22 protein-coding genes are annotated in these 25,612 nt (G+C 70.7%); 12 read left to right on the forward strand and 10 right to left on the reverse strand.

Annotated elements, in window-relative coordinates:
- Positions 1-77: 77 nt before the first annotated feature.
- From GTY96_RS11260 to GTY96_RS11270, 3 genes are all read left to right on the forward strand, one after another.
- Complete coding sequence (locus tag GTY96_RS11260; protein ID WP_143901204.1) at positions 78-899, forward strand: SDR family oxidoreductase; 822 nt, start codon at positions 78-80, stop codon at positions 897-899.
- A gap of 23 nt (positions 900-922) precedes the next feature.
- Positions 923-1,843 carry a LysR family transcriptional regulator gene (locus GTY96_RS11265; RefSeq protein ID WP_143901206.1) on the forward strand — a complete coding sequence of 307 codons (921 nt, stop codon included), beginning with the start codon at positions 923-925 and terminating at the stop codon, positions 1,841-1,843.
- Positions 1,844-1,936: 93 nt separating this feature from the next.
- Complete coding sequence (locus GTY96_RS11270) at positions 1,937-3,532, forward strand: aromatic amino acid hydroxylase (RefSeq protein WP_161664686.1); 1,596 nt, start codon at positions 1,937-1,939, stop codon at positions 3,530-3,532.
- A gap of 54 nt (positions 3,533-3,586) precedes the next feature.
- Here the strand turns inward: GTY96_RS11270 and GTY96_RS11275 are convergent, their stop codons facing one another.
- Positions 3,587-5,203, reverse strand: a complete 1,617-nt coding sequence (locus GTY96_RS11275; protein WP_161664687.1) for a VgrG-related protein — start codon at positions 5,201-5,203, stop codon at positions 3,587-3,589.
- A gap of 227 nt (positions 5,204-5,430) precedes the next feature.
- Between GTY96_RS11275 and GTY96_RS11280 the strand changes: the two genes are divergently transcribed.
- On the forward strand, positions 5,431-6,432 hold the full coding sequence (locus GTY96_RS11280) for a hypothetical protein (RefSeq protein ID WP_235685524.1): 1,002 nt from the start codon (positions 5,431-5,433) through the stop codon (positions 6,430-6,432).
- On the opposite strand, the gene GTY96_RS11285 is transcribed toward GTY96_RS11280, so the two are convergent.
- From GTY96_RS11285 to rdgC, 5 genes are all read right to left on the reverse strand, one after another.
- The gene (locus tag GTY96_RS11285; RefSeq protein WP_161664689.1) at positions 6,429-8,018 is read right to left on the reverse strand and encodes an MXAN_6640 family putative metalloprotease; all 1,590 of its coding nucleotides are present in this window, start codon (positions 8,016-8,018) and stop codon (positions 6,429-6,431) included. The two genes, GTY96_RS11280 and GTY96_RS11285, sit on opposite strands and share 4 nt — an antisense overlap.
- Positions 8,018-9,052, reverse strand: coding sequence for an HmuY family protein (locus GTY96_RS11290; protein ID WP_161664690.1), 1,035 nt, complete (start codon positions 9,050-9,052; stop codon positions 8,018-8,020). The genes GTY96_RS11285 and GTY96_RS11290 overlap by 1 nt, the downstream gene beginning before the upstream one ends.
- A gap of 93 nt (positions 9,053-9,145) precedes the next feature.
- Positions 9,146-11,422: a hypothetical protein gene (locus tag GTY96_RS11295; protein WP_161664691.1), complete on the reverse strand. Its 2,277-nt coding sequence runs from the start codon at positions 11,420-11,422 to the stop codon at positions 9,146-9,148.
- A gap of 183 nt (positions 11,423-11,605) precedes the next feature.
- Positions 11,606-12,295 (reverse strand): hypothetical protein, encoded by a 690-nt coding sequence (locus GTY96_RS11300; protein WP_143901220.1) that lies wholly within the window; start codon positions 12,293-12,295, stop codon positions 11,606-11,608.
- The gene (rdgC, locus tag GTY96_RS11305; protein WP_143901222.1) at positions 12,282-12,932 is read right to left on the reverse strand and encodes a recombination-associated protein RdgC; all 651 of its coding nucleotides are present in this window, start codon (positions 12,930-12,932) and stop codon (positions 12,282-12,284) included. Before rdgC ends, GTY96_RS11300 begins: the two co-directional genes overlap by 14 nt.
- Before the next feature lie 213 nt (positions 12,933-13,145).
- Between rdgC and dacB the strand changes: the two genes are divergently transcribed.
- The 4 genes from dacB to GTY96_RS11325 all read left to right on the forward strand — a co-directional run bounded on the left by dacB (position 13,146) and on the right by GTY96_RS11325 (position 18,591).
- Positions 13,146-14,630 carry a D-alanyl-D-alanine carboxypeptidase/D-alanyl-D-alanine endopeptidase gene (gene dacB / locus GTY96_RS11310; RefSeq protein WP_161664692.1) on the forward strand — a complete coding sequence of 495 codons (1,485 nt, stop codon included), beginning with the start codon at positions 13,146-13,148 and terminating at the stop codon, positions 14,628-14,630.
- 36 nt (positions 14,631-14,666) lie between these two features.
- Positions 14,667-16,847 carry a prolyl oligopeptidase family serine peptidase gene (locus GTY96_RS11315; protein WP_161664693.1) on the forward strand — a complete coding sequence of 727 codons (2,181 nt, stop codon included), beginning with the start codon at positions 14,667-14,669 and terminating at the stop codon, positions 16,845-16,847.
- Between the two features lie 84 nt (positions 16,848-16,931).
- Complete coding sequence (locus GTY96_RS11320; protein ID WP_143901228.1) at positions 16,932-17,366, forward strand: hypothetical protein; 435 nt, start codon at positions 16,932-16,934, stop codon at positions 17,364-17,366.
- A gap of 139 nt (positions 17,367-17,505) precedes the next feature.
- Complete coding sequence (locus GTY96_RS11325) at positions 17,506-18,591, forward strand: alanine racemase (protein WP_143901230.1); 1,086 nt, start codon at positions 17,506-17,508, stop codon at positions 18,589-18,591.
- Between the two features lie 8 nt (positions 18,592-18,599).
- Here GTY96_RS11325 and GTY96_RS11330 read toward each other — a convergent pair whose 3' ends face one another.
- A complete protein-coding gene (locus tag GTY96_RS11330) occupies positions 18,600-19,595 on the reverse strand; it encodes a TIR domain-containing protein (RefSeq protein ID WP_143901232.1) in 996 nt (331 codons plus the stop codon).
- A gap of 222 nt (positions 19,596-19,817) precedes the next feature.
- Between GTY96_RS11330 and GTY96_RS11335 the strand changes: the two genes are divergently transcribed.
- Entirely contained in the window at positions 19,818-20,708 is an 891-nt protein-coding gene (locus GTY96_RS11335) for a cyclic nucleotide-binding domain-containing protein (RefSeq protein ID WP_161664694.1), read from the forward strand.
- Positions 20,709-20,721: 13 nt separating this feature from the next.
- Here GTY96_RS11335 and GTY96_RS11340 read toward each other — a convergent pair whose 3' ends face one another.
- Positions 20,722-21,303, reverse strand: a complete 582-nt coding sequence (locus GTY96_RS11340; protein ID WP_143901236.1) for a YdeI/OmpD-associated family protein — start codon at positions 21,301-21,303, stop codon at positions 20,722-20,724.
- A 123-nt stretch (positions 21,304-21,426) separates the two neighbouring features.
- Here GTY96_RS11340 and GTY96_RS11345 point away from each other — a divergent pair, with 123 nt between their 5' ends.
- Positions 21,427-22,170: a hypothetical protein gene (locus GTY96_RS11345; protein WP_161664695.1), complete on the forward strand. Its 744-nt coding sequence runs from the start codon at positions 21,427-21,429 to the stop codon at positions 22,168-22,170.
- Between the two features lie 9 nt (positions 22,171-22,179).
- Here the strand turns inward: GTY96_RS11345 and GTY96_RS11350 are convergent, their stop codons facing one another.
- Positions 22,180-23,187 carry an Lnb N-terminal periplasmic domain-containing protein gene (locus GTY96_RS11350; protein ID WP_143901240.1) on the reverse strand — a complete coding sequence of 336 codons (1,008 nt, stop codon included), beginning with the start codon at positions 23,185-23,187 and terminating at the stop codon, positions 22,180-22,182.
- Between the two features lie 186 nt (positions 23,188-23,373).
- On the opposite strand from GTY96_RS11350, the gene GTY96_RS11355 reads away from it, so the two are divergent.
- Positions 23,374-23,601 carry an MbtH family protein gene (locus GTY96_RS11355; protein WP_143901243.1) on the forward strand — a complete coding sequence of 76 codons (228 nt, stop codon included), beginning with the start codon at positions 23,374-23,376 and terminating at the stop codon, positions 23,599-23,601.
- A 61-nt stretch (positions 23,602-23,662) separates the two neighbouring features.
- On the opposite strand, the gene fruA is transcribed toward GTY96_RS11355, so the two are convergent.
- Positions 23,663-24,349 carry a response regulator transcription factor FruA gene (fruA, locus tag GTY96_RS11360; protein ID WP_120537371.1) on the reverse strand — a complete coding sequence of 229 codons (687 nt, stop codon included), beginning with the start codon at positions 24,347-24,349 and terminating at the stop codon, positions 23,663-23,665.
- A 483-nt stretch (positions 24,350-24,832) separates the two neighbouring features.
- Between fruA and GTY96_RS11365 the strand changes: the two genes are divergently transcribed.
- Entirely contained in the window at positions 24,833-25,612 is a 780-nt protein-coding gene (locus GTY96_RS11365) for an RDD family protein (RefSeq protein ID WP_235685525.1), read from the forward strand.

Genomic DNA, 25,612 nt, shown 5'->3' on the forward strand with positions numbered 1-25,612 from the left:
AGCCACGGGCGCGCTCCCGGCCGACAGCCTCCGACTTCCAGATGCGCCGGGCGGTGGAGTGGGCCAGGATGCGCCCCATGTCCAACCTCCAAGGCAAGACCCTCTTCATCACCGGCGCCAGCCGCGGCATCGGCAAGGCCATCGCGCTGCGCGCGGCCCGGGACGGCGCCAACATCGTCATCGCCGCCAAGACGACCGAACCGCACCCCAAGCTGCCCGGCACCATCCACACCGCGGCGAAGGAGATTGAAGAAGCCGGCGGCAAGGCGCTCGCGTGCGTGGTGGACATCCGCGACGAGGCGCAGATCCACGCGGCCGTCGCGAAGGCCGTGGAGACCTTCGGCGGCATCGACATCCTGGTGAACAACGCCAGCGCCATCAGCCTCACCGGCACGCTGGAGACGCCGCTCAAGCGCTTCGACCTGATGCACGGCATCAACACGCGCGGCACCTTCGCGTGCTCGCAGGCCTGCATCCCGTACCTGAAGAAGTCCAGCAACCCGCACATCCTCAACAACTCGCCGCCCCTCAACATGGAGCCGCGCTGGTTCGGGCCCCACGTGGCGTACACCATCGCCAAGTACGGCATGAGCCTGTGCGCGCTGGGCATGGCGGAGGAGCTCAAGGACGACGGCATCGCCGTCAACACCCTCTGGCCCCGCACCGTCATCGCCACCGCCGCCGTGCAGAACCTGCTGGGCGGTGACGACACCATCCGCGGCAGCCGCACGCCGGAGATCATGGCCGACGCCGCCTACACCATCCTCACCAGGCCCAGCCGCTCCTTCACCGGGAACTTCTGCATCGACGACGAGGTCCTCCGCGCGGCCGGCGTCACCGACTTCGACAAGTACCAGTCCGTGCCCGGCGCGGAGCTGCTGCCCGACTTCTTCCTCTAAGCGTCCGGCCCCGCCCAGGCTCCATGCCCCCGCGCAAGCTCCAGCGGCACCTCGTCTGGCTCGAGTCCTTCACCGCCGCCGTGGAGGCCGGCAGCATCGAAGCCGCCGCGGAGCACCTGGGCGTCGCCCGCTCCGTCGTGAGTGAACACATCCGCGCGCTGGAAGAGGTGCTCGCGGATGGCGCCGCCCTGCTGGAGCGCGGCCCGGGCAGGCGCCTCCAGCTGTCCGCGCGCGGGGAGCGGCTCTACGCCGGCACGCAGACGCCGCTGCACCAGCTGGACATGAAGCGGTTGATGGACCTGGCCCGCGTGGAGCCCACCCTCCGCCTGGGCCTCAACCCCACCCTCTCCATGTCCCTGCTGGGCGGCATCGCGCAGGACGCCGCCGCCACCGACCTCAAGCTGGTGGTGGGCTTCGGCGGGTCGCATGAGCTCATGCGGCAGGTGCAGACGCGGCAGCAGGATCTGGTGCTCGACTTCACCCCGCTGCCCCCCCACGAGGGCGTGGACACCGAATCCCTGCTGCGCATGTCCTTCGTGGTGCTCGCGGGCCCCGACTCCACGCTCGCCCACGCGCACCCCTCCCGCCGCGCCCTGGATGTGAAGGATCTGGACGGTCAACGCTTCGTGGACTGGCTGCGAGACGACCCGTACGGCGGCGCCAACAGCGCCCGCTTCGCCGCCCAGGGCGTCACCGTGAACGAGGTGGGCCGCGTGGAGAGCTTCCTCCACCTCTACGAGCTGCTGCGCGCCTACCGGGCCTGCGCCATCGCCCCCGACGTGCGCCCCACCCAGCCGTTCCCCACCGACCTCCGCGTCTGGCCCCTGCGCGAACAAGACCCCCAGGCCGTGGAGGTCGTCGCCCTCTGGCCCTCCGGCGGCCTCAGCCCCGGCGCCCAGAGCATCCTGGACGGGCTGCGTCGCCGCCTGAACAAACGGCGATAATCCGACGAAGACGTCGAATTCTGCCGGATTTCCGTCTTCCAGCCGGGTGCGTATTCTTCAAGGGTCCTGTTGCGCCTGAAGGAGCCGCCCGCGATGACGCCCACGGAACGGACCATTGCCCGCCTGCCCGCCCACCTGCGCCGCTACGTCGTGGCGCAGGACTACGCGGCGTACACGCCCAGGGATCAGGCGGTGTGGCGGCACATCCTGGGGCAGCTGCGGGAGCACCTGGGCGACAAGGCGCACCCCGTCTACCTGGAGGGCCTGGAGGCGACGGGCATCGGGGCGGAGGCCATCCCCAGCCTGGATGAGATGAACGCGAAGCTGGCGAAGCTGGGCTGGGCCTGCGTGGCGGTGCGCGGCTTCATCCCGCCGGCGGTCTTCACGGAGCTGCAGGCGCTGGGCGTGCTGGCCATCGCGGCGGACATCCGCACCCACGAGCACATCCAGTACACGCCCGCGCCGGACATCGTCCATGAGAGCGCGGGCCACGCGCCCATCATCGCGAACGCGCGCTACGCGCAGTACCTGAAGGCCGTGGGGCTGGTGGGGTTCAAGGCCATCGCCAGCGTGGAGGACCAGGCCGTCTTCGAGGCCATCCGCAACCTCTCCGTGGTGAAGGAGGACCCGACGGCGAGCGAGGAGGAGATCGCCCACGCCCAGGCCCGTCTGGAGGCCGCCAACGCCAGCCACCGCTACATCAGCGAGAGCACCCGCGCGAGCCGCCTGTACTGGTGGACGGCGGAGTACGGCCTCATCGGCGACCTGGAGCGCCCGCGCATCTATGGCGCGGGCCTGCTGTCCAGCATCGGCGAGGCGAAGCACTGCCTGACGTCCGCCGTGCGCAAGCTGCCCCTGGGCCAGGAGTGCGCGGACACGGACTACGACATCACCCGCATGCAGCCGCAGCTCTTCGTGGCGCGCGACTTCGAACACCTCTTCGAAGTGCTCGCCGACTTCGAGTCGACGCTCGCGTGGAAGCGCGGCGGGGACCTGGGCCTGAACGAAGCGCTGCGGGCGCGCACCGTCAACCACCTGGTGCTCGCGGACGGCCGGGAGGTCACGGGCAAGGTGGTGGAGCTGCTGCCCACCGCGAAGGAAGTGGCGCCGGGCCTGTCCACCGCGCTGGCGCGGCTGGAGGGCCCCATCCTCACGTCGGTGAAGGGTCAGGCCGTGGACAAGCCGTTCAGCGGCGCGGCGCTGGTGGCATTTGGCCAGGGCACGCTGCCGGAGCGCGGGAGCTTCCGGCTCACCCTGGACAGCGGGCTGGTGTTGGAGGGGTTCGCGGTGGGCGGCGGAGAGGTCATCGCGCTGAGCGGGACCCTGGGCGGACAGCCGCTGACGCTGCCGTCCATGGCGCGGCTGTACCTGACGGAGCGGCTGCCGTCCGTGGCGGGCGGCCCGGCGGATCCCGGCACCTGGGACCGGTGGTTCGGGGAGCTGGACGCCTTCACCGCGGGAGACGGCGAGGCGCTGGCCCGCGAGCGCAAGGCCCAGGCCCTGCCCCCGTCGCTGGCGGCGCTCTACACGGAGGTGCGCCGCATCCGCGAGACGGGGCAGCTCGCCCCCGAGCGGCTGGAGCAGATCGCCCGCGCGTCCACGGACTTCCCGTCGGACTGGCTCCTGCGCGCGGAGGTCGCGGAGCTGCGCGGCGAGGTGCCCGCGCGGCGGGACGCGGCGCACGCATAGCCACGGGCGCGCCGCACCCTCGACTGACTTCCGGGTGGGCGCGCGACGCGCGGACTACGCGTTGCGACGCACCATCGCGACCTCGTAGCGGCGGTCCGTCACGTAGCCGTTCGCGGCCTGGCCGGGGCGGTACATCTTCCCGCTCTGGTCATCCACGTAGAAGCGGTTGTTGGGATTGGTGTCCTTGCCCTTGCTGGCGTTGGACGTGCCCGGGTCGTGGAACGTGTAGTAGGTGCGGCCCTTGTCGTCGACGCCACGGCCCGTGATGGTCACGAAGTGGTCCGTGAGGCCATCCGCGTTGTAGTTCGCGTCCTTGTGGCTGACCCCCACCACCACCGGCTTGCCCGCGTCCAGCTGCCGGTCGATGTAGTCGCGGCCCTCCTTGGCCTTCTTCGAGTCCACCGTGAGCTGGCCGGTGCTGTTCTCGCTCTTGCCCACCTGGATGCGGTTCTCCGGTCCCGTCACCTTCGCGCCCGACGCGCCCGCCATCGCCGTCGCGGCCTTGAAGCACGCCGTGTCGCTCGCGGTGTAGCCGTGGCCGTTCTCGAACTGGCTGTAGTACGGCACCTTCACGTGGACCGAGGGGCCGGACTTCGACGGGGCCACCTGCTGCGTGTCCGTGCGGTCCGCCTCCGTGGTGGGCCGCGAGGTCATGGTGCCGCCCGTCTTGTTCGGAGGGACGATGCCCGTGTTGCCCGGCGTCGCCGCGCCGCCCGTCTTGTTCGGAGGGACGATGCCCGTGTTGCCCGGCGTCGCGGTGGCGCCCGCCTTCTCCTTCTTGAGCATCGCGAGCGCGTCCTTGGCCTCTGACTTGAAGCGGTTGGCCACGCCCTTCTGCACGTCCCGGGAGTTGCCGGAGAAGTGCACCAGGGTGCCGCTGGCGTTCGTGCGGCCGCGCTCGGCGTAGATGTCCTTGATGAGCTGCTCGTCGCTCACCTTGGCGGGGTCGCGCCCGGCCAGCGCCTTCTTGAAGATGTCATCCGCCGCGCCCGGGCCGTGCTGCACCGACGTGGACCAGGCCACGTCGCGCAGCGCCGCGGACCGCTTGTCCAGGTCGATGCCTGTCGCCTTCTTGATGTTCGCGGCGCCCACGTCGTAGTGCGTGGCCTTGATGTAGTCGTGCTGGGCCTTGTCGAAGCCCTTCGGGTCCTTCGCCGCCAGCTGCTTCCACGCCGTGGAGAACGCCGGCGTGCCCGGCTTGCTGCCTGACAGCGCCTTGTAGAAGTCCGGGTTCGACTTCTTCAGCGAGTTCACGAACGACTGCGCCGAGCCGTTCGCCGAGGCGAACTGGTAGGAGCCGTAGGACACGCCGCCCCGGTCCCCCTTGCCCGTGGAGACGGTGCCGGGACCGCGCGCCTCGTACTTGCGGCTCAGCCCGCCCAGCTCCCCATCCGCCGTACGGGTGGAGGGCGTCGCCGTGGAGGTGGCCGGCGCCTTCGTGCCCCCGGTGGACTGCGCGAAGCTGTCGCCCTGCGCCTTGCCCCCCGCGTTCGAACCGCGCGGGCCCTTCGTGTCGAAGCCGTCCTTCAGCTGGAGCGTCTGCCCCGCGAGGATCCTGTTCGGATCCTTGATGTTGTTCGCCTTGGCCAGCGCGTCCACCGACGTGTTGTAGCGCCTGGCGATCTCGGAAAGGGTGTCACCGGAACGCACGCGGATGCTGGAGACGGTCATGGAAAGCCCTCTCATGTCCGACCGCGAACAGACACATCGCGGACGCGATTGGATTTCCACGATTATCGAAAGGCAATGCGCGCGGTTTCGCATTGACAGTCACAATCACGTAAAGCATGTGATTCCGGCTACTTCAGTTTCCACGGATCAATACGACGTCATCAAAGGACATGCCCAGGAGGTCCAGCCAGATGTCCACGCTCAAACCAGATTCAAAATTTGCAGCATTGTTATTTGCCTTTTGCGTCACGGGGGCAACCCCAGACGCCACCGCTCAGGGGGCGGCGGGACTCTCCGGGGTCTATTCCAATCAGGCCGGGACGCTGGCGATTGTCGAGGGCACCAACGAGACGCTGGTCCACTACGCTACGGGGTTTCCACAGGGCAACAGCACGGGGACGTGTGATTGCGCGTTGGTGGTCCAGAAGAAGGGCGCGTCGAGCTGGACGCTGCACCAGGGCGGGGAGGACGACGCCTGGACGCTGAGCATCAATCCCAAGCAGTTGGTCCTGACCACCGGGGCCCCCACGTGTTGCGGCGCCGGCTATCCGGGAAAGGACTCGTTCGCCCGCGCTCCCGTCAGGCCGCTGAGCACGTGCAAGGTGAAGGTGCCGAAGGCGGGCTTCTTCGCGTCGGATGCCGCCAATACACCGCGCAAGACGTTCGTGGTGTCCGGTGACGCGGTGCAGGCCTACGTCGACCCCGTCGAGCCGGACTACCTCGCCGCGCGGTTCCAGGGGCCGCGCCAGGCCACGGTGGGGCTGCTCAAGCGCGAGGACCTGGAGTGCCCGGCGGACACGGCGTCCAAGGCCACCTCCACGCCGCCCCCGGTGGCCGCGGACAAGCTCCAGCCCTTCGCGGGGACGTGGGTGGCGCTGACGAAGCAGGGCAAGGGCTTCGTCATCTTCAAGCCCTGCTCGGCGATGACGCGAAGCTTCACCGTCAAGCCCGCGACGGGAGAGCTGGAGGTGCAGCTGGGCCAGGAGGCGACGACGCTGAAGGTGACGTCCGTGGCGCCCGGCAAGGGCGCCGGGGCCTGGGCGCTGGGGCTCACGTCACCGGAAGGCAAACCAGAGGCCCTCCAGTGGAAGACGGTCGACGCCGCGAAGGGCACCGTGTCCGTCACGAGCCCGGACCTCTTCTCGAAGAGCCACGACTACGTGCGCCAGGAGAAGCGGTCCGAGTTCCCGATGAAGCAGGAGACCGGGTGCGAGGAGTACGAGCACTAACGCGCCGGCGAGCGGCGACGGCGGCCCAGCCTCCTGCCGAGCAGCAGCGCCACCAGCGCACCGGACAGGGGGCCCCCCGCCGTCTGGCAGCCACCGCTGGACGTGGGGGTCCGAGGATCCTCGCCGGGCTCCACGGGCGAGCCAGCATCGGCGCCCCCCGCATCCGGCGAGCCCCCATCCGGCGAGCCCCCATCCGGCGAGCCCCCATCCGGGCTGCCTGCGTCGGGCGTGCCCGCATCCGGTACCTGGAGGGGCGCGCACGACGCATTCTGTCCGGTGGCCGCGATGCACAGCCGCCCGTAGCGCCCCAGCCCCTCCGACCGCCCATCCACGACCGCGACCACCACCCGCGTCGCGTCCTGCGCGGCCACCTGGGCGCGCAGGGACTCCGGCCCATCCACCCGGGTGACGCGCAGCACGGCGTCGTCGGTGACGGCGGCCACGAGCAGGTGCAGCGCGGCGGGGTCGGTGCCCGGATCCGGCTCGAACGTGGCGGCGACGAAGGGGGCGCCGCCCGGCACCTCGAAGAGCCTCGACGCGGCGGCGGCGACGCGCACGGAAGCCATCGAGGTGGGGAGCGCGGCCTCGGCCGTCAGCACGGGCGCGTACCCCTCGCCTCGCGCATAGCCGCCCCCAGGCGTGGCGCGTGGCCCGGTGCCCAGGTTCCAGGTGGCGAACTGGGCGAAGGCCGCATCGAACGTGGACGCGAAGTCGCGGCGCAGGCAGGTGTCCAAGAGGAGCGGCCAGCGCGCCTCCGGCTGCCGCACGGACTCCTCCAGCAGCGCCACGAGGACGCCGTCGCCGAAGCGCTCGCCGAGGAACTGGAAGAACAGGCCCGCGCCATAGTTGAAGCTCACCCCGGGCCCCGTGGGATCCGTCAGCAGGCTGCGGTCCGGGCTGGACATGTAATAGCGGGTGAAGCCCTCCAGGTCGTCGAGCGCGGGCTCGAAGCGCTCCGTGGCCCAGACCGCCGTTCCCTCCGATGCAATCCCTCCCAGGTCCGGCCGGTAGGCGGCCTGGACCGCATGGAAGAACTCGTGGCTGGCCAGCGTCTCCACGGCCTCGGCGTCGGAGGGGTAGCCGTAGCCGGTGAAGTCGTTCTCCTGGAGCATGTAGCCGGTGCAATGCGTGGTGCCCTCCAGACAGACCTCCTGCCGGAAGGCGCCATCGCCGCGCAGCGCGAAGTCCACCAGGTACACGTCGAAGCGGCCGTCGCCGCCGTCGTCCTGGGAGGTGTTCGCGTCGTCGGGCGGCAGGCGGAAGCCCAGGCCCGCGTAGAACGTCGCCACGCGCTCATACGTGCGGCCGACGAGCTCCACGAAGTCGGGCACGCCGTTGCCGTCCGCGTCCGTCAGCGGCACCGCGTTGGGGCCCTGGCGGGTGAAGTGGATGCGGAAGCGCTCGCCCGGAGAGACGATGGACTCCACCGTGTCCGTGGGCAGGTAGCGCGGCTCGGGCGCGGTGGGCGAGGTGGGCCGCCCGGACTCGGCGGCCAGCCCCTTCACCGCCTCCACCTCATGGGGGAGGCGGTGCGGGGTTCCCGCGCCGGCCAGCAGCAGGAGCAGCGTGGGAACCCCGGCGGTCATCACGGCAGGAAGGCCCACTTGATGCGGAACTGGGCCGCGCCTGACGTCCCGGGCAGCGTGCCCGAGGTGTTGCACTGCGTCTGCGCCGCGGGGTCGTAGTACGACACGACCTGTAGCTTCACGTGACGGCCGTCCGCCAGCTGAAGGAGGAAGACCTTGTCCGTCATCTTGAGGCAGCTCGCATAGGTCCAGTACGTGGCCAGGCCGGTGTCGGGCCCGTTGATGCCCGAGTCATCCGGCACGTACTGGCACGTGTTGGCGGTGAAGTACGACTCGGAGGCGAAGGTCGCACCCGGGTCCACGGACGTCACCGCGTCGAACGTCGTGCCCGCGGCCGTCTGCGCGACTCCGACGCAGGACGGGCCCGACACGCCGCTGTTCACGCGGATCACGAAGCGGCGCACCGCGATGTCCCACGCCGTCGAATCGAGCGCGGCCAGATCGTCGATGTCCACCTTCACCAGCCCCGTCGCGGTGAAGCGCGCGTAGGTGTACGACTGCGCCGGGTTCGAGCCACCTGCGCGGCCATCCAGGTACGTGAGGAACTGGCCCGCCGTGGTGCCCTCCTCCGTCACGAGGCCGGTCGACACCACGGACTTGAGGGTCAGCTGGTCGATGCTCTGCTCCTTGCACTCCACCGTGTTGCGGCAGAGCTGCGCGCCGCCGTCCGGTGTCCCCGCGTCGGTCTCCGTCCCTGCGTCCGTGCCGGCATCCGTGCCCGCGTCCGTGCCGGTGCCGGCATCCGTGCCCGCGTCCGCGCCGGCATCCGTGCCCGCGTCCGTACCCGTGCCCGCGTCCGTACCCGCATCCGCCTCGGGCTCGACGGTCAGCGTGCGCAGCTCGCACTTGTTGTCGGCGTTGCAGACATAGGCCTTGCCCGCCGGGGCGCTGCCCTTGTCGCGGCAATCAAACGCGTCCACGCACTCGTCGCCGCTGCAACCCGCTGCCAGCGCCGCCAGCGCGAGGGCCGCCAGGGCCCCCGTGCCGAACCACCGGGCACTGCTCTTCCGGACCACCCTTCCAGGGAAGCTCATCGTCGTGACCTTTCGATGCGGAGTACCGCTGTCTTCGAAGGTGACGATCCTTATTCGATAACGATTATCATTTTCAATATCGTTCCACCGACTTCATGCGGAAGTGTCCCCGGGCGGAGGGGAGACGATGTGGGACGACACACGGGGTGCGCCTCCAGGGCCCAGCAGTCCCTGCATGGCGTCGAAGAGGTTGAGGTTGGAGCCGCTGGGGAGGAACACGACCTTGTCCAGGCCCCCGACGACGGCGGCCTGGGCCTGCGCGGCCACGGCCTTCACGAAGTTCTCCCCTCCCCCCAGCGACTCCACGCGTTGGCGGAACTGGGTGGCCTCCACCTCCGACATGCGGGACTGGCGCTCCACCTCCAGGTCATTGAGGCGCTGCTGGCGCTCCAGGGTCACCTGGGTCGTCAGCCGTTCGCGCTCCAGCTCCGCCTCGGAGCGGATGCGCGAGGCGCGGGCGTCGGACTCCGCGCGGGCCAGGGCCTCCTCGCTCTCCACGCGGGCGCGCTCCAGCTGGGCCTCCGCCTCCACCTTGGCGCGGCTGAGCGTCTCCAGTTGGTGGTTGCGGTTCTGCAGCTCGATGAGGGACTGGCGTTCCGCCTCCGCCTTGCGGTGGCTGGCGATGTCCGCGAGCTGCTTCTCCTCCTCGCTGCGGATGCGCTTGAGCTCGGCGGCGGCCTGGGCCTCCTGGCGCGACGCGTCCAGTTGGATCTGGATGTTGGTGTCGATGGCCTCGCGCAGCTTCAGGGCCGTCTTCTCGTCGACGGGGGCGATGTCCTTGATGTCGATGTCGATGATGCGCAGCTGGTTCTCGGAGAAGAGCCGGTCCTTGCGCGCGCGGCCCGCGTCGTCCATGCCGAAGATGGCGCGGCGGATGAGGACGCTGGCGTTCTTGTGGAACGTCTCGAACTCGTTCTCCGCCGCCACCTGACGGATGCGCGACGCCAGGTTCTCACACACGTATCCGATGAAGTCGTTCACCCGGAAGATGGCCTTGTCCTTCTCCGGATCGCCCTGCACGTCGAACTGCCACTTGTAGGAGAGCTTGATGCGCAGCCGGGCGTGGTCGCGCGTGGCGACCTCGAACAGGTCCGTGGCGAAGTCCGGCCCCAGCCGCAGCATCAGCACCTTGAGCTGTCGCGGGCGCTTGGGCGTGCCGCCGGACAGGTCCAGCACGGTGACGTCTTCGTACGGGCGCAGCATCACCTTGGCGGGACCGAACTCCACCCGCGCGTGGTTGGACTCGAAGTCGTTGATCAGGACCGCGGTGTTGTCCTCGATGCGCAACACGATGGCGCGCGTGCGGTCCCCCTTCTCCCCCGCCGTGGTGGGGCGCGGTGCGCGGGCGTCCTTCGTCTCCGAGGCAGGCGGCGGCGTGAGCCCCAGCAGGCCCTCCGCCTCCGGGGACAGGCGCTTCTCATGCAGCTCCTGATGCGCCTCCGGCATGAACTGGCAGGGCCCCTGGACCAGCGTCACCTTTCCGGAGCGCAGGTCGCGCACATAGAGACCTTCACCCTGGCCCAGCGACAGCGCGGAGATCTCACGGTGGATGAGCACCTTCTCGCTGGGCACGTAGGTGCGCGGGCCCCGGACGATCCACGTGTCACCGGCCTTTCGCGCGCGAGGCTCGCCGCCCTCCTCTTCGGAGAGGTCATCCAGCGCCTGGAGCTTCAGCCCCTGCAGCTCCGACAGGACGTGCTTGCGGCGCACGTCCCCCTCCAGCGCCTCGCCGGGCTCCAGGAAGAAGACGTCCGGGCCGGAGACGACCTTGCGGCGGCCCTCCTGGACGCGGCCGGTGGCGCGGTCCACGGGGTTGAGGACGACGCAGTACTCGGTCTCCTTGAGGACGCGGGCCTTCTCCAGCGACACGACGGTGACGCTCTCCGCGGGCACGTAGCGGCCGGGACCGCGGACCAGCCACTCGTCGCCGGCCTCGCGGTGGCGGGGCGCGTCCGGAGCGGTGGCATCCCTGAAGGCGGTGAGCGCGCGCAGCCGCAGCGCTTCGGAGACGCCCAGCACGTACTCCGGGACGATGTCCCCCTCCAGCTCCTCGCCGGGGTAGAGCGGAAACACCTTGGGACCCACGCGGACCTCGCGGTCCCCCACCGCCACGCGGGCCTGACCGAAGTCATCCAGCGCCACCTGGCCCTCCACGCGGACCACGGGGTTGCGCACGACGCACCAGCTGCCGGCGCCCACCTCCACCATCCGCTCCTTCGCGACGAGCGTCAGGTGCGCCTCCAGGGTCAGCACCCGAGGCCCCACCTCCATCAACACCACGCCGCGGTTGGCGTCCTCGATGTAGGCGTACTCGCGATTCTTCAGGGAGATGCGCTGGATGGCTTCGGTGGTGGGCTGGGCGGACGGCACGGGACACCTGCTCGCGGTGAGGGGTTCGCCCTCGAGCCACTGCGAGCCCCATGCCGCCCCTGCCTGCCCCGGAACCGCGCGGTCGCGCACCGGCTTGGAGCTGCCCCCCGCTCCATTCCGGAACGGGAGGCGGTCCAGACTGGCGCGGCGACAGCGCGCGCCACACACCGGAGGTTCCGGTCGCTAGCCCCGGGCGGTGCGGGCGTCGCGGCCCCGGGCGCGGGCGGCCTTGGAGAGCAGGTCGCTGCCCTTCTCCTCGCCCTTCATCCATTCCTTCATCGCGGGCACCACCTGCTTGCTCCAGGCGCGGCCCGCGCGCACGGTCAGGAAGTCCTGCACCAGCGTATCCACCAGGGCGGAGAGCTGCTCGGTCAGCTCCAGACGTTCGGAGAGCTGATCATCCTCCTCCTCGGTCATGAGCGCGGGCAGCTTGGCGGCGCGGATGTCCAGGAACTCGGCATCCAGGGTGAGCTCGTATTCGCGCTCGCCGTGCGACAGCCGCAGCCGGGCCTGGGACACGAGCAGGCCCCGGTCCAGCGAGTGCCGCACCTGCTCCGAGTACGGCGCCAGCGTGCCCTTCGCGCTCATCTCCGTGACATCCCCCGCCACGCCGCGCAGCACCACGCGGCCCAGGTAGAGCACGGTGACGCCCGAGCCGTCGAACTCGGAGATGGGGTCGCCCGACTCCGAACGCCACAGCAGCCACGTCAGGAACTCGCGGCCCAGGTAGGCCCGGCCGCGCAGCAGCTGTTCGCGCGCCTGGCCCTTCTCGACCTCGGCCGCGTCCTTCTCCTCCTCGGTGGCGACGCCATCCACGCCCACGTCGCCCCGGGCGAACGCCGCCTCTTCCCTCGCCTGCTCACGCCTCGCCATGGCTGCCCTCCACCGAAGCCGTCGCCGGCAGGTCCAGGCCAATGAGCTCCGCGGTGGGGCCCAGGGCCTTCTCGTCGATGCCCGCGCGCTGCGCCATGGACGCGGGCGTGATGCCAATCACCTTCACCGCCAGGGCGCCCTCCAGCGCGACGGCGATCTCATCCACCGTCTTGCGCGACGCGGCCCAGATCTGCACCTGCTGCGTCTTCAGGTTCCACGTCACGTCCAGCACGCTGGTGCGGGGCACCGCGCGCTGGCGAAGCAGCTGCTTGAGCTCCGCGCGCTGCTTGTTCTTCTCCGCGCGGGCGGGCGGGCGGCCGTTCTCGTTGGCGAACGCGGCGGACCACTTGTCCAGCTCCGACTTCATCAGCGACGCGGGCACCTTGAGCGTGTCGATGCGGAAGGCGAACAGGGCGTACTCGCCGTAGAAGAGGTGGGTGGTGGAGAACTCGGAGGCCTCCGGGTTCTCCAGCTCCACGAAACCGGCGGCGCGCTCCTCCTCGGAGCGGCGGTCGATGGGCTCGAACGCATGGGACTTGAGCCCCTTGGTCAACCAGCGCTTCACGTCGGACGGCGCATCCTTGGCCGGCTCGGTCCGGAAGCGCGAAAAGGTCACGGCACCACGTAGGACAGGCATGGGGCGCGGCAGGATGGGGGGCCTGTGCCGTCGCGTCAAGGCACTCGGTGTGGCTGGACGCGAAGCGCCGGGAATAGACGGGGCACAAGGCCGTTCCGCGCGCGTCCAACCGCCTGGTCCCCGGCCGGGCCGTCTCCCCGCGCACGCTCGCGCCCTCCCCGCTGGCGGGAAACCATGACACTCCCCAGCACGCGACATACGGTGGCCGCCGCCATGCGCCGCGCTCTCCTGTCCGCCAGCGTCTCCGTGCTGTTGACCGCCTGTGCCCACGCGCCCGCCGCGCCGGAAGGCGCCCGGGGCGACACCCTGCCCGGCGTGGCGAAGGCGCTGCTGGAGACCCTGGAGGCGGACGGCGCGCTCGCGGGCGTGGCCGTGGTGGACGCGAGGACCGGCGAGCCGCTCTTCACCCACCGGCAGAACGTGCGGCTGTTGCCCGCGTCCACGATGAAGGTGGTGTCCACGTCCGCCGCGCTGTCCGCGCTGGGGGCGGACTTCCGCTTCGTGACGCCCGTGTTCCTGGAGGGCTCGCAGACCGGGGGCCTGTTCCTGGGCGACGTGGTGGCGCAGGCCTCCGGCGACCCGTCCCTGGGCTCGTGGCGCTTCCCGGAGACGGCGCTGGCCTGCGACCGCATCGCGGAGGCGTTCCAGGCGCGAGGCATCCACCAGTGGCGAGGCAGCGTGCGCATCGCCGGCACCGACGGGGTGGAGGGCGGGATGGGCCCCGGCTGGGCCTGGGACGACGCGGCGTATGCCTACAGCGCGGCGCCCACGCCCTTCGTCTTCCGCGAGAACGTGGTGGACCTGGCGCTGAGGCGCGCCCCCGGCGCCACGTGCGACGCCGCGCCCTCCCTCGAGTGGACCCCCACCTTCGCCCCCCTGGCCGCCGTGGTGCGCGTGGACGTCAACGCGGAGCGCGCGAACCTGGCCTGCGTGCGCGGCGGCGGCGGGGTGCGCTGCACGTGGCGCTCGCCCACGGGAGGCCCCTGCCCCCAGGCCGCCGCCGTGAAGCTGTCCGTGGACGCGCCCCAGGAGCTCTTCGCGGCGTGCGTGGATGACGCGCTGGCCCGGCGCGGGGTGACGCGGCTGCCCCTCTCGCTGGAGGCCCCCACCGCGCCCATGCCCCCCATCCCCATGCCGCTGGTGGAGCTGACCAGCCCGCCCCTGTCGGAGCTGGTGCGCGTGACGAACAAGGAGAGCCTCAACCTGTACGCGGAGCGGCTGGGCATGCGCTTCGCGCGCGAGCGCACGGGACAGGAAGGCTACGCCGCGCTCCGCACCGCCCTGGGCGCGGAGCTACTGCGCCGGGGCGTGCCGGCCAAGGACCTGCGCCCGGTGGATGGCAGCGGCCTGTCCCGCTACAACCTGGCCACGCCCCAGGGCATGGCGCGGGTCATCTTCACGAGCCTCCAGGAGCCCTACGGCGCGGCGCTGGTGGACAGCCTGCCGCTGCTGGGCGTGGACGGGACCCTGGCGGGCCGGCCCACCACGCGGTCCACCGCGGGCCGCATCCGCGCGAAGACGGGGACGCTCACCGGCCAGAAGTGCTTCGTGGGCGTGGCCGAGCGGCCCCAGGACCCGGAGCACCCGCGCGTCGTCTTCGCCCTGATGCTGGGCAACATGGACGAGGGCACGAAGCCCTCCGCCAACGAGACCTTCGACACCTTCTCCACCGCCCTGGTGGAGCTGCCCCTGCGCTGACCGTCAGCCAGGGCCCACCCGCATGCGAGGTGAACCATGAAGCTCAGAACCGCCGTCACCACCGCCGTGCTGCTGTTGCCCCTGGTGTCCACGGCCGCGGGCAAGGCGCCCGCGAAGCCCGCCGCCGCGGAGAAGCAGCCCGTGGAGAACACCTACCACGGCACCGCCGTGACGGACCCCTACCAGTGGATGGAGTCCGCCACCGACCCCAAGGTGCGGCAGTGGACCGACACGCAGAACGCCTACACCCGCGCGACGCTGGACAAGCTCCCCGGCCGCGAGCCGCTGCGCCAGCGCATCACCGAGCTGCTGTCGTGGAAGTCCGCCGCGTACGGCGGCCTGGATGAGCAGGGCGGCACGCTGCTGGCGCTGAAGTTCCAGCCGCCCAAGCAGCAGCCGACGCTGGTCGCCGTGGGCCAGGTGGACGACCTGTCGAAGGAGCGCGTGCTGGTGGACCCCACGCAGGTGGATGCGTCCGGCAAGACGACCATCGACTGGTTCCAGCTGTCGCACGACGGCAAGAAGGTCGCGGTGTCGATGTCGAAGGGCGGCACGGAGAGCGGCGACGTGTCCGTGTATGACGTGGCCACGGCGAAGGCGCTGCCCAACGAGCTGGTGCCGCGCGTCAACGGCGGCACGGCGGGCGGCAGCCTCGCGTGGAACGCGCAGGGCACGGGCTTCTTCTACACGCGCTATCCGCGCGGCGAGGAGCGCCCCCCCGTCGACCGCGAGGTGTACCAGCAGGTGTACTTCCACGCGCTGGGCACGCCCACGGAGAAGGACACGTACGAGCTGGGCAAGGACTTCCCGCGCATCGCGATGACCAACCTGGAGTCGAGCGACGACGGCCAGTACACCTTCGCGCGCGTCGCCAACGGGGACGGCGGCGAGTTCGAGCTCTACCTGCACGGCCCCACGGGCACGTGGGCGCAGGTGGCGAAGTTCACCGACAAGGTGGTGTCGGCGCGCTTCGGCGGTGACGGCGCGGCGTACCTGCTCAGCCGCAAGGACGCGCCGCGCGGCAAGGTGCTGCGCCTGCCCCTGGCCACGCCGACGCTGGACAAGGCGACGGTGCTGGTGCCGGAGAGCGAGGCGACGGTGCAGTCCATCCTGCCCACGCAGAGCCGCGTCTACCTGGTGGAGCAGCTGGGCGGTCCTTCCCAGCTGCGCATCGTGGACCTGACGGGCAAGGCGCAGGGGCTGGTGCCGACGCTGCCGGTGTCCTCGGTGGGCGGCGCGGTGCGACAGGGCGCGGACGACCTGCTGTTCGTCAATGGCAGCTTCACCCAGCCGACCGCGTGGTTCCGCTACACGGCGAAGGACGGCAAGGTGGCGAAGACGGCGCTGGCGCGCACGTCGCCCATCGACATGAGCGACGTGGAGGTGGTGCGCACGGAGGCCACGTCGAAGGACGGCACGAAGGTGCCGCTCTCCATCCTGAAGAAGAAGGGCACGAAGCTGAACGGCAACAACCCGGCGTGGCTGACGGGCTACGGCGGCTTCAACCTCGCCGTCACGCCGGGCTACAACGCGCTCGCGGGCATGTGGCTGGAGCAGGGCGGCGTGTTCGCGGTGGCGAACCTGCGCGGCGGCTCGGAGTTCGGTGAGGCCTGGCACCAGGGAGGTTCGCTGACGAACAAGCAGAACGTGTTCGACGACTTCTACGCGTGCGCGAAGCTGCTGACGGACCAGAAGTACACGCAGCCGAAGAAGCTGGTCATCCAGGGCGGCAGCAACGGCGGCCTGCTGATGGGCGCGGCCGTGACGCAGCACCCGGAGCAGTACGGCGCCGTGGTGGCGCGCGTGGGCATCTACGACATGCTGCGCACGGAGCTGACGCCCAACGGCCAGTTCAACGTCACCGAGTACGGCTCGGTGAAGGACCCGGCGCAGTTCAAGGCGCTGTATGGCTATTCGCCGGTGCACCACGTGAAGGACGGGACGAAGTACCCGTCGGTGCTCTTCACGTCCGGGGCGAACGACCCGCGCGTGGATCCCTTCCACTCGCGCAAGATGGTGGCCCGGATGCAGGCGGCGACGGCGTCCCCGAAGCCCATCCTGCTGCGCGCCAACGCGGAGACGGGGCACGGCATGGGCACGCCGCTGTCCGCGCGCATCGAGGAGGAGGTGGACGTCTACTCCTTCGTCTTCAACGAGCTGGGCATGACGTACAAGCCCAACGCGACGAAGAAGGTCGCCGCCCCCGCGCCGCAGTAGCCCGCCTCCCCCCGCCCGTCTCCGGCCCCTGGGCGCTGGAGACGGGCGTTTCTTCTCCCGCGTTTCGTGGCACCCTGGCGCCCCATGAGCCCCCTCATCCCCTACTTCATCCTCTCGCCCGTGGTCGCCGGAGGCCTGGCCTGGTGGACGCTCACCCGCCTGGGCCGCAAGCGCAACGAGCGCGCGAAGGGCTCGCTGGACGCGGTGGTGACGCGGCTGCGCGGACAGAAGGCGGCCGGCACGGTGGACCTGTTCGTCCAGGACGTGTCGTGGTCCGGGGAGACGGAGCTGTCGCCGCAGAACTGCCGCGTCCGCGTCGTGATGGGCGGCCGGGACGCGGCGGGCATCCCGGCGCGCTTCGAGGTGGAGAGCGCCCCGGGAGCCCCCCGCCCGCCCACGGACGTGCTCGCGGCGCTGCGCGTGCTGGATGCTCAGGCGATGGAGGCCCTGAAGTCCGGCGGCTGGAAGTGGCAGCGGCCCACGATTGGCTTCGAGCCAGCGGCGTCGCAAGTCCAGTGACCGGGAAGCGGTCTCGGCGCACGGAGGGTCCGCGACGGGCTTGAGCCCCCGACGGTCACGGAGGCTGACCGGCGTCGTTCGCCACACTGGCGGGGGATTCCTGTGACGGGGTGACGCAACGGGTGCCAGCATGCGCCGCATGTCCGTCCCCGCCCTGGATGCCCTCGATACGCCCGCCGCCCTCGTGGACCTGGACCGCGTGGAGCGGAACCTCCAGCGCGTCGCGGACTACTCCCGCGAGCATGGCCTGCGCTGGCGGCCCCACACCAAGACCCACAAGACGGCGGAGCTCTGCGCGCTCCAGGTCGCGGCGGGGGCCTCGGGCGTCACGGTGGCCACCGTGCTGGAGGCGGAGGTGATGGCCTCCGTCTGTGATGACGTGCTGCTCGCGTATCCGCCGGTGGGCGCGCGCCGCCTCGCACGGCTCCTGGCCCTGCCCGCGCGCGTGCGGCTCACCGTGGCGCTCGACTCGCGCGAGGCGCTGGAGGGGCTGGCGCGCGCGGCCACGGACGCGGGGCGCACCGTGGGCGTCCTCGTGGAGCTGGACCTGGGCATGCGCCGGGTCGGCCTGCGGACCCCCGACGAGGCCGTGGCCCTGGCGCGCATGGCGGCCTCCATGTCCGGCGTGACGTTTCGTGGCGTGACGTTCTACGCGGGCCACATCCGCGTCCCCCAGGCGGAGCTGGACGCCGCGATGCACGCCCAGTCCGAAGCGCTGACAGCGTTCGTGGAAGCCCTGCGCGGCGCGGGCCTCCCGCCCGAGGTGGTGAGCGGCGGCTCCACCCCCACCCTCTGGCAATCCCATACCGTGCGGGGGCTGACGGAGATCCGCCCCGGCCTCAACGTCTTCAACGACCGCAACAGCGCCGTCATTGGCGCTTGTGATGGGACGGAGTGGGCATACTCGGTCCTGGCCACCGTGGTGAGCACCGCCGTGCCCGGGCAGGTGGTCATCGACGCGGGGGCCAAGGCGCTCGCGAAGGAGGAAGGCCTGGCGCCGGGCTATGGCGTCCTGCTCGACCGGCCGGAGGTCGTGGTGAAGAGCCTGTCGGAGGAGCACGGGCTGCTGGACGTGTCCGCCACGACATGGCGCCCCCGCATCGGCGAGCGCGTGCGCGTGGTGCCCAACCATGTCTGTGTTTCGGTCCCCCTGCACTCGCGGCTGCATGTCATTCGCGGCGATGCGAGCCTGGCGACGTGGGAGGTCGCCGCGCGAGGTTGGTGAGACACGGCTCAGAGGATGCGCTTCAGCTCCTCGGACAGCACCTCCTCCAGGTGCCGGATGCTGCGGTAGACCAGACACCGGTAGCTGGAAACATCGAAGCGCAGCTCGCGCACGTCTCGCACGAGCATCAGGGTGGGCTTCCCGCGTCCCCAGGCATAGCCCACCTCCAGGTACACATTGGGGTTCGCCAGCGACAGGTCCGCGATGACGACCTTCGCGGTGTCGATGCGGTCGCGGATGCGCTGGATGATGGGGCCGTCGAAGGTGGCCTGATCCACGCGCTCGCACAGCAGGCCCGCGGCCTTCACGGGGCCCAGGATGCCGTAGTGGTACGTGTCCTCCAGCTCCGGCGCGAAAGGCATGGCCACGAAGGCATGCGGCTTCTCATTCGAGTTCGCGCCGGCGCTGGCCATCGGCGGCGCCTGGACGAAGCGGGACGTCCGCCGGACGCGGAAGCCCGTGATGCCCGGGAGCGGCTCCACGCCCGCGGTGGCCCCCAGGCCCAGCGCGATGGCGTGGCGCAGGCGCTCCATCCGCTTGGGGTTCAACTCCACGACCGTGATGCGCTCCAGGTCGCGAGGACCGCTGCCGCGCTGGAACGCGTCCACGAAGCCGCCCACCAGGGCCAGCACGGCCTCGTCCTCGTCGAGCCCGTAGTTGGGGCCGTGCACGGTGCACGCGAGGTGCCGCACGGAGTGCCGGGGCTCCAGCAGCTGGAGCGCGCGGACCGCGAACTGGCGGATCTCATGGTAGCCGAACTGCCGCAGGCGCACCGTGCCCAGGAAGAGCACCACCGGAGCCCCCAGGCCGCCGCGCGTCTCGACGAAGCGGTGGTCCCCGGGAAGGAGGGAGAGGGACTCCGCGGCGATGCCCGCCGACTCCAGCCGGCGCGCCACCGCCCCGTCCGCCCCATGGAAGCCCTGCGCGTACTTCAGCAGCACGGCGTCCGCGGCGGTCTCCGCCACGTCTCCCAGGTCCACGACGACGTCCAGCGTGTCTCCCATGAATCCGGGACTGTAGAGCGCCCCGAAGCGCCCGCGCCATCCCCGTGGTCCCGAAGGACCTCCCGGGGGTGCGGCCCCCCCTGAAACACAAACACCCGCAATCCCTGCTCAGCCGGCCTTGACAGGGATTGCGCGCACCCGGCTGTCTTTCAACCCGGCCCCCTGCCCACTGTGAAGCGCTTCACAGTTTCCACCCCGGCGCCCCGCTAGCATTCGGGCACCATGTCCCTGTTCGCGCGCCTGCAGGCCCTGCTGTCCGCACACCCGTCCGCCCCGGCCACCGGCGCCGGGCAGGCGTCCGCGGCACCGTCCACGGCGGCGGAGGCATCCCAGGTGGACGCGGAGACGCCCCCGGCACCGCCTCCGGTCTGCACCCGCTACTTGTCCGCGGGGCAGGTGGTGGTGCGGGAGGGCGACCCGGGCCACTCGATGTTCGTCGTGCTGGAGGGCCGCGTCGCGGTGCTCCACGGCGGCGCCCCTGGCGCGAACACGGAGGTTGGCCGCCTGGGGGCCGGCGAGTTCTTCGGAGAGCTGGCGCTGCTCACCGGCACGAAGCGCACCGCCACCGTGGTGACGGTGGAGGACGTGGTGCTGCTGGAGCTGACCCTGGCGGGGGTCCGGGAGCTGGGCCGCGACTACGGCGTGAAGGGCGACCAGATGCAGGTCGCCGCCCGGGAGCGGCTGCTGGCGGACGCGCTGCGCAGCAACCCGCTCATCGCCGCGCTGCCTCCGGACGTGCAGCACGACCTGGGGGGCGCCTTCGTCCCCTGCACCGTCCCCGCGGGCGAGACGCTGCTCACCCGGGGCCAGCCGGGCGACGCGCTCTACGTCCTGCTCCGCGGCCAGTGCGAGGTGTTCCACACGCACGGCGATGGCCGCCAATCGCCCTACCCCCCGCTGGAGGAAGGCGCCCTGTTCGGGGAGATCTCCCTGCTTCGCAGCCGGCTGGCCACCGCCACCGTGCGCGCGGTGACCCCGTGCACGCTGCTCAAGCTGGAGCGCGACGTGTTCAAGAAGGTGTTCCTGGCCCAGCCCGACCTGCGCGGCGCCCTGGTGCGCCTGGGCCTGGAGCGGCTCAAGCACACGATGGAGGTCATGGGCGAGCCGAAGTAGCCCGCCGCCCGGCTCAGCCGTGGAGCGTCTCCCCGGCCTCCAGCATGGCGACGAACTTCTCCAGCCGGCGCGTGCGCGTCTCCGGCTTCTTCGCATCATGGAGCTGGTAGAGGATGGCGTAGCGGTTGGCGCTCTTGAGCGTCGCGAAGAACGCCTTCGCCTGCGGGTTCGCCTCCAGCGCGCGCAGCAGGTCCTCCGGAACCTGGATGGTCTTCGCCCCCGAGTAGGCCGCCTCCCAGCGACCATCCGCCCGGGCCGCCTCCACCTCGCGCAGGCCCGCGGCCTTCATCCGCCCCGCCGCCACCAGGGCCTCCACCTTGCCGACGTTGATCTTCGACCACTTGCTGCGGGGCCCCCGGGGCGTGAAGCGCTGCAGCCAGTACTCGGCGTCGAACGCGCCCTTCTGGCCGTCAATCCACCCGTAGCAGAGCGCCACGTCCAGCGCCTGGGGATAGGTCACGGACGCGATGCCGGACTCCCCCTTCGCGAGCTTCATCCACACGCCCGGCGAGTCGGCGTGGTGCGCTGCCAGCCACTTCTCCCACGCCTTCTCCGACGCGAACGGCACGACGGGCAGTTCTTGCTTCACCTTCATTCCCAGGCACCTCACCCATCCGCCGCGTGCTTCGGCGGAGTTCACGACACTCCCACGGCCAGAATCCGTCCATCAGTCTACCTGCGGAAGGCGGCCGGCGCGGAAGCGGTTATGAAACACGCCATGGCCGATTCCACCTCCCGCCCACCGAACGCCGTGCCGCCCTCGCTCGCCCGCGTGGCCTTCCACGCCGTGGCGGCCGGGCTCACCCCGCTCATCCCCGTGCCCTTCCTGGACGACTACGCCCTGCGCCAGGTGCGCGAGCAGTCCGTGCGCGACCAGCTGAAGGAGCGGGGCCTCAAGGCCCCCGACAAGGCCGTGCAGTTGCTGGCCGGCTCGTACGAGGCGCGCGACCTGGGGGGGCGACTCGTGTCCTACCTGAAGGCCGTGGCCCTCTTCCCGGTGCGCAAGGTGTTCCGCAAGGTCTTCATCGTGCTCTGGGTGAAGGACTGCGTGGACCTGACGTCCACGTGCCTGCACCACGGCTACCTGCTGCACCACGCGCTGGAGCGCGGCGACCTGGACGCCGCGTCCCTCCAGGGGGACGGCCCCCGGACGGTGCAGGCCGCCATCGTCGCCGCCTGCGCGCGGATGGATGCGCGCCCCATCAACCAGGCCCTGCGCCGCCTCTTCCGGAGCAGCCGGCTGCTGATGGCGGAGGCCACCCGCGCCTTCATGCAGCCCGAACCCACCCCGCGCGTGCCCGACCGAGAGGACGAGAGCGCGGAGGTGCGGTCCCTCACCGACCGCCTCCTGGAGGAGCTGTGGGAGGAGCGCGGCTACTTCACCGCGCTCCAGGAGCACTACGTCCGCCACCTTCAGGTCGCCACGGCGCCGGCCACGCCCCAGGCCGCCACGGGGACTTGAAGCCAGACATCACGGCGCGGGCGCGGTGGCGGTCGTCGCGGGCGCGCGGATGCGCTCGGAGAAGTCATCCCGCCCCTGCGCGGCCAGGGCGCGCGCGTTGATTTCATAGCGGCCGCGGACCTGCGACAGCGGCGCGTCCGTGTCGATGATGCCCAGCGAGTAGGCGAGCTCATCCGAGAACGCGGGCATCAACGTACGATGGTCGTACGGCACGTTCCGCGTGGCCACCTTCTCGAAGTGGCGCACCAGGTTGGTGGTGCAGTTGCTGGTGAGCGTGTCGTAGAACTCCGGTGCCGCGTGCAGTCCGTTCATCCGCTGCACCATGTCCATGAAGAACGCGGCGATGCGTTCCCTGGATGCCTTCACGGGATACACATACACGGTGTCGTGTCGGAAGTTGGACCGCAGCTGCACCAGGTCCCGCTCGTCTCCCACGACGTACGCCAGCTCGAAGCGGCGGAACAGCCCCCCCACCGCGGAGAACGTCTCCCCCTTCTCGCGCCGGACCTCCACGGAGAACACCACGCGGCGGCCGTCCTGGAAGCCGAAGCTCACCATGGTGTGCGCCGCGCCGTAGAAGCCGGAGAACGGCTCCACGATGAAGGACGCCTCCGTGAGCGCCTCCGTGTCGTAGGTGGCCGTGTACCAGGCGGCATCCCAGTCCGTGGTGCTGCGGTAGCGGAAGTCGCGCACGTCGTGGATCGTCACCTGGGAGCCAGCCACCTCCGCCCACGGCGCCCGCGCCAGGTCCGGCGCCCAGTCCCGCGTGTTGGAGGGCCGCACGGTGCGCACCCAGCCGTAGACCATCAGACACCCCAGCAGCGCCACCGCCACGCCCCAGCGCCGCGAGCGCCACCGCCACGCGGCCACCGCCGCGCCCAGGAGCAGCCCGGCCAGCAGGGCCCGCCCCACGTGCGGTCCCTCCGGGCCCGCCCCTGTCAGGGCCAGGGCGAGCGAGGCCCAGCCGCCCCCCACGAGGAGCACGAGGCCCGCGACGGCGTTCTTCACGATGCGCATGGGGCGGAGTATCCGTGCCGCCCCCCTGCCTGTCACGACCACGGATTCCGGGTGGAACCCCGCCGGGCGGGCAGGCGCGGATCCGCCCTCGTGGGCAGGACCGGTGAAGACCGCGTTCGCCTACCTTGACCGCTTTTCCCTGGGTGTGCGACGAAAGGGAGTCCCCAGCTTTCCAGGAGCCAGCCCATGAGCGACGAGCGCGAAGACACGACCATCTACAAGGTCGTCGTGAACCACGAAGAGCAGTACTCCATCTGGCCCGCGGACCGCGAGAACGCGCTCGGCTGGAAGGACGCCGGCAAGCAGGGCCTCAAGGCCGAGTGCCTGGAGTACATCAAGGAGGTCTGGACGGACATGCGCCCCCTGAGCCTCCGCAAGAAGATGGAAGAGGACGCGGCCCGCAACAAGAACTGAAGGCCGCGCCGCCCTTCGCCGTGCCCTCCCCGTTTCACCGGGGAGGGTGGGCCGTCCCCGCCTAGAGGTCCGGCGGAGGCCTGACGCCCAGGTGGCAGGCGCGCAGCGCGAGCTGGGTGCGGTTCTCCGCGCCCAGCTTGCGGTAGAGCTGAGTGACGTGGGACTTCACGGTGCGCTCGGCGATCTGCAGGTGCGCGGCGATCTTCAGGTTGTCCGCGCCTCCCGCCACGTACGCCAGCACCTCGCGCTCCCGCTGCGTGAGCAGCAGCAGCACGCTCGCCGTGGGTGACGTCACCGGCGGATGCTCGAAGTCATTGCGGAGCAGCTGCACCGGGAAGAGGCGTTCGCCCCGAACCAGCGACTGGACCGCGGAAGACACGGCGTTCACGCCCAGCCCCGCGCGGAAGAGGTAGCCCGAGGCGCCCTCGTCGAAGCACTGGGAGATGACCTCCGGCGTGCTCACCGCGGACAAGAGCAGCATGCGGACCTCCAGCCGGCGCTTGCGGGCCTCGCGCAGCAGGTTGAGCCCTTCCGTCACGGAGCAGCCAATGGCGGCTTCGCCATCGCTCTCCACGTCCAGAATCGCCACCTGCGGCGGATCCGTTCCAAGCCCATCCAGGAAGCCGCGCACGTCGCGCGTCACCGAAGTGGAATGACCCTCACCCCGAAGCCCGTCCGAGAGGCCCTGCCAGGCCGCCCACGGTCCTTCGAGAATCGAAATACGAACTGCGGATTGATTCGCTGCCATGCGATGGCCCCCCAGCCGTCGTGGCGAATTGCTTTCAATGCTACCTGTCGACTGCAACCTGCCCTGGAGTCGGTGGAACCGCGGCGGAACTTCCGCCAGTGCTGAGCGTGCGAGAACCGCGCTTCAACTCCATCCAGGGTTCTTGTCAGTGCTGCCCCGCGGACTGCGCTTGCGACTGCCGAACTGGCCCGTCCTGGCCGTTCCTCCTTTTACGTTTCAGGCAATTCCAGCCAACCGAGACCCTAACACCATCCCAAGTCTCTTGCGAACCGACCCTGCCCGGACTGTCAATTGCGCACGAATCGCATCGAAATCCAGGGCCTCGTCCGTCAGGTCGTGATCGCTGTCGGCCGTGGGACACGCGTCCGGCGTCCACATTTCAATGTTTCGCGTGCTGTTTCGCCCCGCCGCCTTCATGCGGAGGGGATGCATGCGGATGGCGCGTCCTGGACGCCAAGGGCGTATGCTGTGCGTCCCACGCGCATGACTCCCTCTGCCCCCGCACCCCATGTCGACGTCGCCACGCCCGAGCGGGTGGCTCTCTCCCTGCCCGTGGCCGGTATCGGCTACCGCTGTCTCGCGTGGCTGGTGGACGCAAGCCTGCTGTTCTTTTTCTGGGTGGCGCTCTACTTCGTCATCACGCTGCTGGTGTCCGACGTGCTGGGCGCGTTCCAGTCCCTGTCGGGGCTCACGCAGACGCTGTTCGCGGTGGGGCTCTTCGCCACGCAATGGCTGTACTGGACGCTGGCGGAGGTCTTCTTCCATGGACAGACACCGGGCAAACGCGCGCTGAGGATCCGCGTGGTGCGGGAGGATGGCTCGCCCGTGGGCTTCCTCGAAAGCGCCGTGCGCAACCTCTGCCGTGCAGTGGACTTCCTGCCGGTGCTCTACGCGACCGGCTGCATCACCATGCTGCTGGACGCAAGGCACCGCCGGTTGGGAGACCTGCTCGCGGGCACCGTGCTGGTGCGCGAGGAGGCCATCGACCTGGACAAGTACACGCGTCCCGCCGCGTCCGAAGCCGCGGCCCAGGCCATGACGGCCACCGCCGCGCAGCGGCCCCTGGGCGCGGAGGACGTGGAGCTGGTGCTGGCCTTCCTCGCGCGCGCCCCGGGCCTGGCGCCGGACGTGCGGCGCCGGCTGGGCGCACGGCTGGTGGACCGCGTGGGAGCCACGCTGACGGACGAGGAGCGCGCCCAGGTGCTCCAGACTCCGGAGGCCCTGGAGTCCTTCTTGCGCACGCGCGCGCAGGCGGCCCACTGA

It is taken from the genome of Corallococcus silvisoli (assembly GCF_009909145.1).
GTDB lineage: Bacteria > Myxococcota > Myxococcia > Myxococcales > Myxococcaceae > Corallococcus > Corallococcus silvisoli.